This window comes from Janthinobacterium amylolyticum, from assembly GCF_051380655.1.
Classification (GTDB): domain Bacteria; phylum Pseudomonadota; class Gammaproteobacteria; order Burkholderiales; family Burkholderiaceae_D; genus Janthinobacterium.
Map to the genome: position 1 here is coordinate 12,559 of NZ_JBNYXL010000012.1, position 13,401 is coordinate 25,959.

General features: G+C 61.8%; 14 protein-coding genes. 5 read left to right on the forward strand and 9 right to left on the reverse strand.

What is annotated here, in order from left to right; all coding sequences use genetic code 11:
• Positions 1-14: 14 nt before the first annotated feature.
• From ACQ4WR_RS23365 to ACQ4WR_RS23380, 4 genes are all read right to left on the reverse strand, one after another.
• Positions 15-1,211: an acetyl-CoA C-acyltransferase gene (locus ACQ4WR_RS23365; protein ID WP_436490200.1), complete on the reverse strand. Its 1,197-nt coding sequence runs from the start codon at positions 1,209-1,211 to the stop codon at positions 15-17.
• A complete protein-coding gene (gene aceK, locus ACQ4WR_RS23370; protein WP_436490202.1) occupies positions 1,204-3,000 on the reverse strand; it encodes a bifunctional isocitrate dehydrogenase kinase/phosphatase in 1,797 nt (598 codons plus the stop codon). Before aceK ends, ACQ4WR_RS23365 begins: the two co-directional genes overlap by 8 nt.
• A gap of 58 nt (positions 3,001-3,058) precedes the next feature.
• Positions 3,059-4,243 (reverse strand): isovaleryl-CoA dehydrogenase, encoded by a 1,185-nt coding sequence (locus tag ACQ4WR_RS23375; RefSeq protein WP_077398251.1) that lies wholly within the window; start codon positions 4,241-4,243, stop codon positions 3,059-3,061.
• A gap of 139 nt (positions 4,244-4,382) precedes the next feature.
• Entirely contained in the window at positions 4,383-4,787 is a 405-nt protein-coding gene (locus tag ACQ4WR_RS23380) for a MerR family transcriptional regulator (RefSeq protein ID WP_102294391.1), read from the reverse strand.
• A 715-nt stretch (positions 4,788-5,502) separates the two neighbouring features.
• Here ACQ4WR_RS23380 and ACQ4WR_RS23385 point away from each other — a divergent pair.
• Together ACQ4WR_RS23385 and ACQ4WR_RS23390 are read left to right on the forward strand one after the other, a co-directional pair.
• Positions 5,503-5,910: a hypothetical protein gene (locus tag ACQ4WR_RS23385; RefSeq protein ID WP_076569507.1), complete on the forward strand. Its 408-nt coding sequence runs from the start codon at positions 5,503-5,505 to the stop codon at positions 5,908-5,910.
• 246 nt (positions 5,911-6,156) lie between these two features.
• Positions 6,157-6,327, forward strand: a complete 171-nt coding sequence (locus tag ACQ4WR_RS23390; protein WP_180979398.1) for a hypothetical protein — start codon at positions 6,157-6,159, stop codon at positions 6,325-6,327.
• A 177-nt stretch (positions 6,328-6,504) separates the two neighbouring features.
• Here ACQ4WR_RS23390 and ACQ4WR_RS23395 read toward each other — a convergent pair whose 3' ends face one another.
• The 5 genes from ACQ4WR_RS23395 to ACQ4WR_RS23415 form a co-directional block, all read right to left on the reverse strand.
• On the reverse strand, positions 6,505-7,119 hold the full coding sequence (locus tag ACQ4WR_RS23395; protein ID WP_436490205.1) for a UbiX family flavin prenyltransferase: 615 nt from the start codon (positions 7,117-7,119) through the stop codon (positions 6,505-6,507).
• Positions 7,112-7,423: a Grx4 family monothiol glutaredoxin gene (gene grxD / locus ACQ4WR_RS23400; RefSeq protein ID WP_010402157.1), complete on the reverse strand. Its 312-nt coding sequence runs from the start codon at positions 7,421-7,423 to the stop codon at positions 7,112-7,114. The genes ACQ4WR_RS23395 and grxD overlap by 8 nt, the downstream gene beginning before the upstream one ends.
• A 105-nt stretch (positions 7,424-7,528) precedes the next feature.
• Positions 7,529-7,999, reverse strand: coding sequence for a GNAT family N-acetyltransferase (locus tag ACQ4WR_RS23405; protein WP_436490207.1), 471 nt, complete (start codon positions 7,997-7,999; stop codon positions 7,529-7,531).
• Positions 8,000-8,004: 5 nt separating this feature from the next.
• The gene (locus ACQ4WR_RS23410; RefSeq protein ID WP_436490209.1) at positions 8,005-10,353 is read right to left on the reverse strand and encodes a Tex family protein; all 2,349 of its coding nucleotides are present in this window, start codon (positions 10,351-10,353) and stop codon (positions 8,005-8,007) included.
• Between the two features lie 94 nt (positions 10,354-10,447).
• Complete coding sequence (locus ACQ4WR_RS23415) at positions 10,448-10,816, reverse strand: hypothetical protein (RefSeq protein ID WP_436490211.1); 369 nt, start codon at positions 10,814-10,816, stop codon at positions 10,448-10,450.
• A 192-nt stretch (positions 10,817-11,008) separates the two neighbouring features.
• Between ACQ4WR_RS23415 and ACQ4WR_RS23420 the strand changes: the two genes are divergently transcribed.
• Genes ACQ4WR_RS23420 through ACQ4WR_RS23430 form a run of 3 tightly spaced genes read left to right on the forward strand, consistent with a single transcriptional unit; the run spans position 11,009 to position 13,234 of the window.
• On the forward strand, positions 11,009-11,734 hold the full coding sequence (locus ACQ4WR_RS23420) for a secretin and TonB N-terminal domain-containing protein (protein ID WP_436490213.1): 726 nt from the start codon (positions 11,009-11,011) through the stop codon (positions 11,732-11,734).
• Between the two features lie 2 nt (positions 11,735-11,736).
• Positions 11,737-12,294, forward strand: a complete 558-nt coding sequence (locus ACQ4WR_RS23425; protein ID WP_436490214.1) for an RNA polymerase sigma factor — start codon at positions 11,737-11,739, stop codon at positions 12,292-12,294.
• Positions 12,287-13,234 (forward strand): FecR family protein, encoded by a 948-nt coding sequence (locus ACQ4WR_RS23430; RefSeq protein ID WP_436490216.1) that lies wholly within the window; start codon positions 12,287-12,289, stop codon positions 13,232-13,234. The genes ACQ4WR_RS23425 and ACQ4WR_RS23430 overlap by 8 nt, the downstream gene beginning before the upstream one ends.
• Positions 13,235-13,401 lie beyond the last annotated feature (167 nt).

Consider the following 13,401-nt stretch of genomic DNA (forward strand, 5'->3'; position numbering starts at 1 on the left):
TGTTCAGGGCTAGCTTATACCAGTTCGATTGCCATTGCCGTCGCTTCGCCGCCGCCGATGCACAGGGCCGCCACGCCGCGCTTGCCGCCGGTTTTTTTCAAGGCGCCCAGCAGGGTAACGATGATGCGCGCGCCCGAGGCGCCGATCGGGTGGCCCAGCGCGCACGCACCGCCGTGGATGTTGATCTTGCTGTGTGGAATATCGAGGTCGTGCATGGCGGCCATCGGTACGGCGGCGAACGCTTCATTGATCTCGAACAAGTCGACGTTGCTGCTGCTCCAGCCCGTCTTGGCATACAGTTTTTTGACGGCGCCGATGGGGGCCGTGGTGAATTCGTTCGGCGCCTGCGCATGCGTGGCATGGCCGTGGATTTTGGCGATGACAGTGCAGCCGAGCTTTTTCGCCGTCGATTCGCGCATCAGCACCAGGGCCGCCGCGCCATCGTTGATGGACGAGGACGAGGCGGCGGTGATGGTGCCGTCTTTCTTGAAAGCGGCTTTTAAGGTCGGGATTTTTTCCAGGCGGGCTTTTTGCGGGCCTTCATCGATGCTGACGATGGTGTCGCCGCCACGGCCGGACACGGTGACTGGCGCGATTTCCCACTTGAAACTGCCATCCTTGGTGGCCGCTTGCGCGCGTTTCACGGATTCGATGGCAAACGCATCCTGCGCTTCGCGCGTGAAGCTGTACTGGCTGGCGCACTCTTCGGCAAACGTGCCCATCGAGCGGGCGTTGCCTTTTTCGTCGCGGCTGTAGGCGTCTTCCAGGCCATCCATCATCATGTGGTCGTAGATCATGCCGTGGCCGATGCGGTAGCCGCCGCGCGCCTTCGGCACCAGGTAGGGCGCGTTGGTCATCGATTCCATGCCGCCCGCCACCACCACGTCGGCGCTGCCGGCGAGCAAGGTGTCGTGCGCGAACATGGTCGTCTGCATGGCCGAGCCGCACATTTTCGACAGGGTCACGGCGCCGGTGGAGTCCGGCAAGCCAGCCTTGCGCAGGGCCTGGCGCGCGGGCGCCTGGCCTTGGCCAGCCATCAGGCAATTGCCGAAGTACACGTGTTCAACGGCCTCGGGGGCGACACCGGCGCGCTCGACGGCGGCGCGGATGGCGACGGCGCCCAGGTCGCTGGCGGTGACGTTGGCAAAGTCGCCCTGGAAGGCGCCCATAGGGGTGCGCGCGGCACCGACGATTACGACTGGATCATGCATGGTGGATCTCCGGTAAGTGTGGGGATGAATGACAGAAACGGATGTGTTGCGGATACGGGAAAACGTCCTCGATATGGCCGTCGAGGATGCGCTGTTTGCGCGCCTGCCAGTAGGCGGCCGTCAGCAGGTCGGCATGGTGCTGCAGGAAGTAGCGGCGGATGCGGGGATTGCCCAGCAGGAAGGTACCGAATTGTTCGGGAAACACATCGTGCTTGCCGATGGGATACCACGCTTCGGCCGACATTTCCTCTTCCTCCGTGCGCGCCTCGGGGATGACGCGGAACTGGCAATCGGTGATGTACTCGATCTCATCGTAATCGTAAAAGACGACGCGCTGATGACGGGTCACGCCGAAGTTTTTATACAGCATGTCGCCAGGAAAAATATTTGCCGCCACCAGTTCCTTGATGGCGTTGCCGTACTCGACGATGCCATGTTCGACCAGGTCCTCGCGGCCTTCCTTCTCGGCATTGCTCAGCCACATGTTCAGCGGCACCATGCGCCGCTCGATGTACAGGTGATGGATGATGATCTGCTCGTCGTCTTCCTCGACCAGGGAGGGGGCGAAATGATGCAGCTCGGCCAGCAGTTCAGCGCTGAAGCGCGCGCGGGGGAAGGCCACGTTGGAATATTCGAGCGTGTCGGCCAGGCGGCCCACCCTGTCGTGGTGTTTCACCAGCAGATATTTTTCCTTGATCTGCGCGCGCGTGGTTTCCTTGGGCGGCGGGAAAAAATCCTTGATGACCTTGAAGACATACGGAAACGAGGGCAGGGCAAACACCAGCATCACCAGGCCGCGGATGCCGGGGGCGATCTCGAAATTGTCCGATGAGTGTTTCAGATGCTGCAGGTAATCGCGGTAAAACAGCGTCTTGCCCTGTTTTTGCAGGCCCAGTATCGTATAGATTTCGCTGCGCGGTTTGCGCGGCAACAAGCTGCGCAGGAATTGCACATAGCCCGACGGTACTTCCATGTCGACCAGAAAATACGCGCGCGTAAAGGAAAACAGGATGGCGATCTGCTCATGCTCGCACAGTACCGTGTCCAGCACCAGCTTGCCGTGACGGTTGTGCAGGATGGGCACGACAAACGGATATTCACGGTTGCCGTTGATGCCCTTGCCCACCAGGTAGGCGCCCTTGTTGCGGTAAAACAAGCTCGTCAGGACCTGGATCTGGTGGTTCGGTTCCAGCCTGTCGCCGCCAAACAACTGGTGCAGCCGGCTTTCCACCTGGATCACGTCGCGTTCCAGGTCGGCAAATGCGCAGTCCAGCTGGAAATGCGTCACGCTGCGCCGCAAGGTGGCGCGCAAGCCATCCTTGCCGGGGTAATACACGCGGTAAGTGGGCGACTGCCCGGCCGTTTCGATGTATTCGGTCGAGACGACGGGGCGCACGAAAATGAAATCGTTGTGGAAATAGGTACGGTGCAAGATGTTGCAGCAGACGGAGTTAAAGAAGGTTTCCGCCAGTTCCGGCTGCTTGTGGTCGGTCAGCATGCCGATGTAGTGCAGCTTGAGTTCACGCCACACTTCGTCCGTCAACTCCGCCTCCTCGTACTCATCTTCAAGCATCTGCACGCATTCCTGCACCCGCTTGTCATAAAAGTCGATGCGGTCGCGGGCCGCCTGCTGCGCCGCGGCCCAGGCGCCCTGCTCGAAATACTGCTTGGCCTGCTGGCTGGTGGCGCGGAACAGGCGGTAATGCTTGTCGAAGCCGTCGCGGATGGTGCGCGCGATATCGAATGCAATCTGCGAAGAAAGCAATTTGGGGAAGGCGATTTGCGTCATGTGTCTGCTCGCATGGTTGGCGCATCACCCAGTCGACATCCGCGCACCCGGTGCGTGCTTATTTGGTTTCAGCAAACAATTCACGGCCGATCAGCATGCGGCGGATTTCGCTGGTGCCGGCACCGATTTCATATAGCTTGGCATCGCGCCACAGGCGGCCGGCAGGAAACTCGTTGATGTAGCCGTTGCCGCCCAGTGCCTGGATCGCCTCGCCCGCCATCCAGGTGGCTTTCTCCGCACTATACAGAATGGCGCCGGCCGCGTCCTTGCGCAACTGGCGCACGGCTTCCGGCGTGGTGGCGCGGTCGCAGGCCTGGCCGACGGCGTACACATAGGCCTTGCAGGCCATCATGGTCGAATACATGTCGGCCAGTTTGCCCTGCATCAATTGGAATTCGCCGATGGGCTGGCCGAACTGCTTGCGGTCGTGCACGTAGGGCACGACCAGGTCCATGCAAGCCTGCATGATGCCCAGCGGACCGCCGGACAGCACGGTGCGCTCGAAGTCCAGGCCCGACATCAGCACATTGACGCCCTTGCCCAGGCCGCCCAGCACGTTTTCGGCCGGCACTTCGCAATCCTGGAACACCAGTTCGCCCGTGTGCGAGCCACGCATGCCCAGCTTGTCGAGTTTTTGCGCGATGGAAAAACCTTTGAAATTCTTTTCGATCAGGAACGCCGTCATGCCGCGCGGACCCGCTTCCAGGTCGTTTTTCGCGTACACCACCAGCACGTCCGCGTCGGGGCCGTTGGTGATCCACATCTTGGTGCCGTTCAAGACCCAGCGGTCGCCCTTGAAGTCGGCGCGCAGTTTCATGCTGACGACGTCGGAACCGGCGTTCGGCTCCGACATGGCCAGGGCGCCAATGTGTTCGCCCGTGATGAGTTTTGGCAGGTATTTGGCTTTTTGCTCGGCCGTGCCGTTGCGCTTGATCTGGTTCACGCACAGGTTCGAATGGGCGCCGTAGGACAGGCCGACGGAGGCCGAGGCGCGCGAGATCTCTTCCATGGCGATGATGTGCGCCAGATAGCCCATGCCGGCGCCGCCGTATTCCTCGCTGACGGTGATGCCGAGCAGGCCCATGTCGCCCATCTTGCGCCACAAATCCATGGGGAACTGGTCGGTGCGGTCGATTTCGGCCGCGCGCGGCGCGATTTCGGCGGCGGCAAATTGCTGGATCGCTTCGCGCAGCGAGGCGATGTCTTCGCCGTGGTCAAAGGTCAAGCCTGGGAGATGGAGCATGTCGTCCTCGTCGTCGTTATAGTGTGGCGGTCATGGATGCCGGGTCAGTGAAGCTATGATACTCAGTTGTGACGTTTACGTAAACGTTAAGTAGTGTGCGCAAGGCAGCGCGCGCGGCAAGTGTTTGCCGCCTGCCCGCCTAGTCTGTCTGGGCCTTCTCCATATTCAAGTCCGCCAGCATGCGCGCGCACGCTGCTTCATGCGAGCTGATTTCCGCCAGGGCCATTTCAATATCGATGCGCTGCTGTTCCAGGGTCTGGCGGTGCTGTGCCAGCACGCCCAGGAAGCGGTCCATCTGTGCCCGCGTGTCCTTCGGCGATTCATACATGTCGACCAGGCTCTTGATTTCCGACAGGGCCAGGCCCAGCCGTTTGCCGCGCAGGGTCAGCTTCAGGCGCGTGCGGTCGCGCGGCGTGTAGACACGGTTGCGCCCACCTGCGCCTTCGCGTTTCGGGCTGAGCAAGCCCTGGTCTTCATAGAAACGGATGGCGCGGGCCGTGATGTCGAATTCCCGCGCCAGTTCGGTGATGGTATAGGTCGTCATGGAGGCGGGCGGTGTTGGTTGCATGGGCGGTCGGTAGAAAGATGGGGCGCTGCAAGGCAGGCAACGTGGCAAAGTGCCGTTTACGTCAACGTCAATACTATTGTAGCGTGCCTGCCCCATGCTGCAACAAGGAAAAATGCGGCGCCGCTGTGGCAATTTGGTGAATCAGACAACAGTTACTGAAAATAAATTGATTCTTCTCGTACAAACGGGCTTAAGATCGAGAGTTGGTGGCCAACATGACACCAAAAAGAGCTTTCCTGGCGTAACGGCGACAATGTTTTCGCTACGATGGCAGTAACATTTTTTGAAGCCTGAGTTTTGCCAGGCAGCACGCTCGAAAAACAACGTTTCACAATGAAAACGTCGGCTTGTTTGTTTCCATATTGAAAACACAATGGCGCTTCTGAAAACTTTGTCTATAAGAAATTGTATGACATGGGCATTGCACTTACCGGTAGAGGCGGGCATTATCCTATACCGTACGTTGTAATGCCAAACCGAGGCTTTGAATCGTGCTGCAGTGCGAAACTCAAGGCCAGCCGCGAATTTGACCCGAAGCCACGCAGGATAACAAGAGAAAATTCGGCCCCGTTTTTGCCCTGAAAAGGCCGGCCAGAGTGTTAATTGTCAATTAATGCCATTTTCAAATGTAACAATCTGTATGGTCATTCAAGAAACTGACTTTCATGTTACAACATGAAATAGTACACCTATGAATTCTTCTAACGAACGCGAAAGCTTCAGCCAGCGACTTCAGTTGGCTCTCAAAAACGCCCATTATTCTCCAGACAGCCCGACCAGACTGGCCCGGGAATTCAATATCCGTTTCGACGGGCGCCCGATTACCGTGCATGCAGCTAGGAAATGGTTGGTAGGTGAAGCAATTCCGACGCAAGAGAAATTGCGCATGATTGCCCAATGGTTGGGCGTGCCGGCGGAATGGTTGCGGTTTGGCGGTCCGGAAAGCGCCACTCCGAATGGCGATGCGGGCAGCGCCTTGTCGCGTTTTGAGTCCGCCGATGTGAAATTAATTGCCGATTTGCAAAGATTAGATGAACATCATCGTCAAATCGCGCGTGAATTTATTCGCATGCTGGTGCGCGTCAACTACCAAAAGTAAGCATCCAGGCCTGTTCAGGCCGGCGCCGTCCGCTTTTCGCTGGCGGCGCATCTTCTGATCTTTTATTTGCGCAGAGTCATACTGGAGACATGATTTTGCCGCACAATAAGACCTCGTATGTTGCGCTGCAGCGGAATTATTTGACAATAATCCTGCCTGCGGCGGCGCAGCGGCCAATACCAGCGCATAATCACTATCAGAAACAGCCAGTTCATCCACTACGGAGCCGAGCATTTGAGCCGTCTTATGAAAAGTAACTACAGCAATACCGCGCAGCTGAAGGACTTGATGACCGTGCCTCCCATGACTGCCGCGCAACATGCGGAAGTGATGCGCAAACGGATCGCCCACCGCAGGATGGTTGAAGAAGCCAGGGATTTGAAGCAGGCCAGTGCCCTGCAATTCGACAAGAGATGAGGGATGCCTGAGCAAAGCTGCTGCGCGTCGCGCTTTGCGGCCGGCGATGCTCACCAGCTCGGCGCCCCCGTGCTGGAGCACGGTTGCGCTTCTTGGCCGCAAGGGGGCGCCGAGCCTCCTGCCGCTCGCTACGCTTTTGTCACGCATCGTGACGTGCGTAGTTGCTGATGTAGTCTGTTAATTTGTTGCTGGCTGGTCTGGAGTTTTCAAACCATTCCACCGCGGCGCCAGGGCGTGTTCGATGCCGAGCAGGTCGATGACGCGCGCCACCGTATGGTCGACCATCTCCGCAATGCTGTGCGGGTGGTGATAAAAGCTGGGTAATGGCGGGAAGATGATGCCGCCCATTTCCGTCACGGCCGTCATATTGCGCAGGTGCGCCAGGTTGAACGGCGTTTCGCGCACCATCAAAATCAGGCGCCGGCGCTCCTTGAGCACGACATCGGCGGCCCGCGTGATCAAATTATCCGACAAGCCATGGGCCACGGCAGCCAGGGTCTTCATCGAGCACGGCGCCACGACCATGCCATCGGACTGGAACGAGCCGCTGGCGATACTCGCGCCGATATCGCGCAGCTTGTGCACCACGTGCGCCTGCGCTTCGATTTCCTTGCGCCCCACGCCCGTTTCCTGGTGCAGGGTCAGTACGGCCGCATCGGACAAGACCAGATGCGTCTCGACGCCGGGGATGGCGCCGAGCAATTGCAGCAGCCGCAAGCCATACACGGCGCCCGTGGCGCCCGTGATGGCCACGACGATACGCCGTGGCCGCTGCGCTGGGTGATCAGGCATCCAGTAGGGACTTCAGTTCGCCCGATTCAAACATTTCATTCATGATGTCGGAGCCGCCGATGAACTCGCCTTTGACATACAGCTGGGGAATGGTCGGCCAGTTCGAGTAATCCTTGATGCCTTGACGCACTTCCGGATCATCCAGCACGTTGACGGTAGCGATGTTTTCCACGCCGCAGGCTTTCAGGATCTGGATGGCGCGGCCGGAAAAGCCGCACTGCGGGAATTGGGCCGTGCCCTTCATGAACAGCACGACTGGCGTGCTCGTCACGGTTTCTTTGATCCAGGTTTGTACGTCGCTCATAGCTGCCTCTGATGGGTAAATAAATAGATGGCGTCATTTTATAAGAAAACGCCGGCACGGGTATGCGCTCAAGTCATAAATCGGGCAAGTCAGCCACGCCGAGCCTTATAACTTCTTGCCCAGACAGGCCGATTGCGCGGCGCCCACGTATTTGCCCCAGGCAATAACGGGTGCATAGCCGTGCCTGGCATAGAACGCCAGGGCGCGGGTATTCGCCACGCGGGTGGACAGGTGCAGGGCCTGGTAGCCATGCAAGCGCGCCTGCGCCTCCACATGCGCCAGCAGCGCCGCGCCCGTGCCGGTGGCGCCGGGGCGCGCATACATGCGCTTGAGTTCGCCTATGGCGCTGTGCGGATCACCCAGCGGGCGCAGGGCGGCGCAGCCCTGCAGTTCTCCAGCCGTATCGCGGGCGATATAAAAGCCGCCGCGCGGCGTGGCCGCTTCCACGTCGAACGAGGAACGGCCGCTGTCGCCATTGATGCGCAGCAATGCTGCCGATAATTCATCGAGCAGCAGCTGCGCTTCGGCACTGCCCGCGTCCACCGCCAGAATGACAAGGTCATGCCCGGCGGCCATGCCGCTTAACCGCGCAGTTTGGCGAACGCGGCGGCCATGCTGCCCGCCGGTTCCGGCGCATTGCGCGACTGCGACTGGTGCTGCGCCATGCTGCGGCGGTCGTTGCGGTCGCCGCGCTGCTCCGGCTTGCTGCCCGCCTGCGGCGCGCTGTCCGTCAGGCGCATGGTCAGGGCGATGCGCTTGCGCTTCTCATCGACTTCCAGCACTTTCACGCGCACGACTTGCCCAGCTTTCACCACCGTGTGCGGATCTTTCACAAAGGTGCTCGACAGAGCCGAGATATGCACCAGGCCATCCTGGTGTACGCCGATGTCGACAAAGGCGCCAAAGGCGGCCACATTGGTGACCACGCCCTCTAAAATCATGTCCGGGCGCAAGTCGCGGATTTCCTCGACGCCTTCCTTGAAGGTGGCGGTGGTGAACTCCGGACGCGGATCGCGGCCCGGCTTTTCCAGTTCCTTCAAAATGTCGGAAATGGTCGGCACGCCAAACGTTTCATCCGCATATTTTGCCGGGCTCAAGGTTTTCAGCAGGGCCGTTTCACCGATGACAGCCTTGATATCTTTCTTGATGTCAGCCAGGATCTTTTCCACCAGCGGGTACGATTCCGGGTGGACGGCCGAGGCGTCCAGCGGGTTTTCTCCGCCCATCACGCGCAAAAAGCCGGCTGCCTGCTCGTAGGTCTTGTCGCCCAGGCGCGGCACGGCCTTCAATGCCGCGCGCGAGGTGAACGCACCCTTCATGTCGCGGTAGGTGACGATGCTTTGCGCCACGCTGGCCGACAGGCCGGAGACGCGCGCCAGCAGGGGGGCCGACGCCGTGTTCACATCCACGCCGACGGCGTTCACGCAATCTTCCACCACTGCATCGAGCGAGCGAGCCAGCTGGCTTTGGCTCACGTCGTGCTGGTACTGGCCCACGCCGATCGATTTCGGATCAATTTTCACCAGTTCGGCCAGCGGGTCTTGCAGGCGGCGCGCGATCGAGACGGCGCCGCGCAGGGACACGTCCATGTCCGGCAATTCCTTCGAGGCGAACTCGGACGCCGAATACACCGACGCGCCCGCTTCCGAGACGACGATCTTCGTCATCTTCGCTTCCGGATGCTGCTTGATCAAGTCCTGCGCCAATTTGTCCGTTTCGCGCGACGCGGTGCCGTTGCCGATGGAAATCAATGACACATTGTGCTTGGCGGCCAGGCGGCCCAGGGTGTGCAGCGAGCCATCCCAGTCGTTCTTCGGCTGGTGCGGGTAGATCACGGCCGTGTCGACGACTTTACCGGTGGCATCAACGACAGCAACCTTGACGCCCGTGCGCAAGCCAGGGTCGAGGCCCATGGTGGCGCGCTGGCCGGCAGGCGCGGCCAGCAGCAGCGCCTTCAAATTGGTGGCAAACACGTTGATGGCGTCCAGTTCCGAACGTTCGCGCAGCGCGCCCATCAGTTCCGTTTCCAGGTGCATGAAGCTTTTTACGCGCCAGGTCCAGCGCGCTGTGTCGGCCAGCCATTTGTCGGCCGGACGGCCTTGTTGCTTGATGCCGAAGCGGGCGGCGATGCGGCCTTCGCACGGGTTGTGCGGCGCATCCCACTTCGGTTTTTCCGCTTCCGTATCCAGGCGCAGGGTGACGTCGAGGATGCCTTCGCGGCGGCCGCGCAGCAGGGCCAGCGCGCGGTGCGATGGCACGGTCGAGATGGTTTCCGAGTAATCGAAATAATCGGCGAATTTTTCGCCTTCGTCCTGCTTGCCTTCCACCACTTTCGATTCGACGATGCCATGTTCCTGCACATATTCGCGCAAGGTTTGCAGCAAGGTCGCGTCTTCGGCGAAACGCTCCATCAAAATCTGGCGCGCGCCGTCGAGGGCTGCCTTGGTATCCGCCACGCCTGGGTTGTTGCCGTCGGCACTAGTAAACGCGTCGCGCAGGAATTTGCCCGCTTCCATTTCCGGCGTCAGCTCGGGATTGCCCAGCAAGCCGTCGGCCAGCGGTATCAGGCCCGCTTCGATGGCGATCTGCGCCTTCGTGCGGCGCTTCTGCTTGTAGGGCAGATACAGGTCTTCCAGGCGCGTCTTGTCTTCCGCGTGCATGACGGCGTCGAGCAGCTCGGGCGTCATCTTGTTCTGTTCCGTGATCGAGGCCACGATGGCGGCGCGCCGCTCTTCCAGCTCGCGCAGGTAGCGCAAGCGCTCTTCGAGCAGGCGCAGCTGGATATCGTCGAGGCCGCCGGTCGCTTCCTTGCGGTAACGGGCGATGAAGGGCACGGTGGCGCCTTCGTCGAGCAGTTCGATGGCGGCGGCAACTTGCACGGGTTTGGCGGCAAGTTCAAGGGCAAGGCGTTGTTCGATAGTGGGCAGCATGGTTGTTTCCAGAGCGATCAAGCCTGGAATGATACGCAATCGGCGCGATTGCGCAATCTTGACAGCGCAAATGGACTGTGCGTTGACAACAGCGTCAGCGCGGCGGCAGCAGCGGGCTGGCGGGCGCTGGCGGCGGCGGGCGCTGCGGCGTGACGGATTTGCCAAAGGCGTTGCCCATGCGGTGTTCCAGCGCGGCGCGGTTGTACAGGCCGAGCTGGTTCGATGGCCGCTGCAAGTTCGTCTCCGCCGTCGACAGGCTGGGCGCTTGCCGGCTGGCGACCTCGCCCGCCGGCAGCAATTTTTCATTCAGGCAAGCCATCGATTGCACGCGCCGGCCCGCGCTGTCGACGCTGACGCAAGCGCCATCCGTTTTGCCGGGCGTGACAACGACGGTGTGCTCGTCCGCCTGCGCGGGCGGGAGGACGCAAGCAAGGATAAGAACAGGCAGAAACAGGCGCGCCATGCTGGCTCCCGCAGCAGTGGAATAAGTCGCCAGCATAGCAATCCCATGTGTCGCGGCGATGACACACGCGGGCCAGGACGATGACTTCATGTCATGCAGTGGTCATTTTGTGAAGCTACTATCTTGCCATTCTGCCGGCAACATTGCAGACAAGACATCTTAACTGCAGGCTCTCGTTGGTTTCCCTGGAAAATGACACGAACCCACCGCCGCACCGCAACGGGCAACGCCCTGGCCCTGTCCGCCTGTTTGCTGATGACATGGATGACCTTCGTGTGTCCGGCAGCGGGCGCCGCCGATGAGGATGGCCAGCCGGCCGCGACCTTGCGTTTTGACCTGGCCGCCCAGCCGCTTGACGCTGCCCTGGTGGCGTTTGGCGAAGTGACCGGTTATTCCGTGCTGGTCAGCAGCCAGCTGGCGGCGGGACGCATGGCCGCGCCCGTGCGCGGCGACTACACGCCGGCCGAGGCGTTGCAGCGCTTGCTGGCTGGCACGCAACTGGGCGCGCGTTTCAGCGGCAGCAATGCGTTTACCTTGCTGGCGCTGGCCGGTACAGCACCGGCACTGGCGGCGCCGGGCGAACCCGTCGCCGCCACGCCGGGACTGCAAGCGTATGCGGCTGTGCTGCAGCGCTCCCTCACGCGCGCCCTGTGCCGCTTGCACCCGGATGCGTTCGGCCGCTACCGCCTGGCCTTCCAGCTGTGGCTCGATGAACGGGGCAAGGTGCGCGAGGTGCATGTGCTTGAACCGAGCGGCGTGGCGCAGCGCGACAGCGCCGTGCTGCAGCGCCTGCGCAGCCTGCTGATGGATGGCGCGCCACCCGTCGGCCTGCCGCAGCCGCTGACGATACTCTTGACGCCGCGGCCCGATCCGGCCGCCGATTGCGCACCGTATCTGCGCCTGGCCGGGGCAGGCTGAGCATGCCGGAATTGCTGAAAGCTACCTTGCGCAAACTGTTCCTGGAACGCTATGGACAGTTTCGCCGCCACCTGCAGCGCCGCCTGGGTTCGGAAGACCTGGCGAATGACGCGCTGCATGAAACGTATTTAAGAGTGGAAAAAATGAACGCGCCCGAGGCCATCAGCTATCCCTCCGCCTACCTGATGCGTATCGCCATCAACATTGCGGAAGATCAAAGGCGCGACAATGCGCGCCTGGTCAGCCTGCCGGATATCGACGAGCTGTACGAGATGGCCGACGAGCTGGCCGACCCGGCCCGCACCTTCAGCGCGCGCGCCGAAATTGAAGAACTGGAACGGGCGCTGCAGGAGCTGCCGAAGCGCCGGCGCGCCATCGTCATCGCCGCCCGCGTGGATCAACTGCCGCACCGCGACATCGCCGAGCGCTTCGGCATTTCCGCCCGCACGGTGGAGAAGGAATTGCGCGCCGGACTCGAACACTGCTGTGAACGCATGGGACGCGATTTCATCCAGCGCTTCGGTCCCGGCGCGGGAAAAACGTCTAGACATCATGACTGAACAAGCGGAAGACGATATGGGTGTCATCCAGAAGGAAGCGCAGGCGTGGGTCGTGCGCCTGGCCTCGGGCCAGGTCAGCGAACGCGACGCGCAAGTATTTCGCCACTGGTGCGGGCGCAGCCGCGCGCATGCGACGGCGTTTGCCGAGGCGCGCGCCGTGTGGGGCGCCATGGCGCCGGCCGCGCGCGCCGTCAAGCGGGCGCAGCAGCCAGTGAACACGGCGCGGCGTGCCTGGCTAGGCGGCGCCGTGGCCGCTTCGCTGGGGCTGCTGGTGCTGCGTCCGCCCACGGACCTGTGGCCGGCCGTGGCGGGCCTGGGCGCCGATTACGCCACCGGCACGGGCGAGCAGCGCGAAGTGGCCCTCGACGGCGGCGTGCTGGTGCAGATGAATACGCAGACGCGCCTTGACGCGGCGCCTGCGCAGGATGGCACGGCGGCGCTGGTGCTGCTGGCCGGCGAGGCGGAATTCCAGGCCGGCTTGCGCGGCGCGGCGCGCCTGCGCGTGCAGGCGGGCGACGGCAGCGTCTCGGCCGGCAGCGCGCGCTTCAATATCCGCCTGTTCGGCCAGGAAGTGTGCGTGACGTGCCTGGCGGGTCGCCTGCGCGTGGTGCAGAACGGTAACGATGCGGAACTGGCCGCCGGCGAACAGCTGCGCTACCGTCCCGCGCATTTCGGCATCGCGCGCGCCGTGCGGGCGGGCGAGGTCAGCGCCTGGCGCCAGCGTCTGCTGGTGTTCAAGCAAAGCACCCTGGCCGAGGTGGTCGATGAGGTGAACCGCTACCGTCCCGGCAAGCTCATCTTGAACAATGACGTGCTGGGCAAGGCCCGCGTGCAAGCCAGTTTTTCGCTGGACCGCCTCGACGATGTGATTGCCCTGATCCAGGATGCGTACGGCGCGCGCGTGACGCGCTTGCCGGGCGGCATCGTGCTGTTCGGTTAGCGCACGCCAATGGCGCCCAGCGCCAAGGCGGGGCGCCAAGGCGGAGCGCCATTTATGACATTTTCATGACCTTTTGCAGTCCCGCCCCTTGTTCCCTGTCAATGCTGCTGGAAGCCGCGATTCCGTGCCTGCCGCCCGCCCCGTGCGTGCCGCGCGCCGCCTCGCGA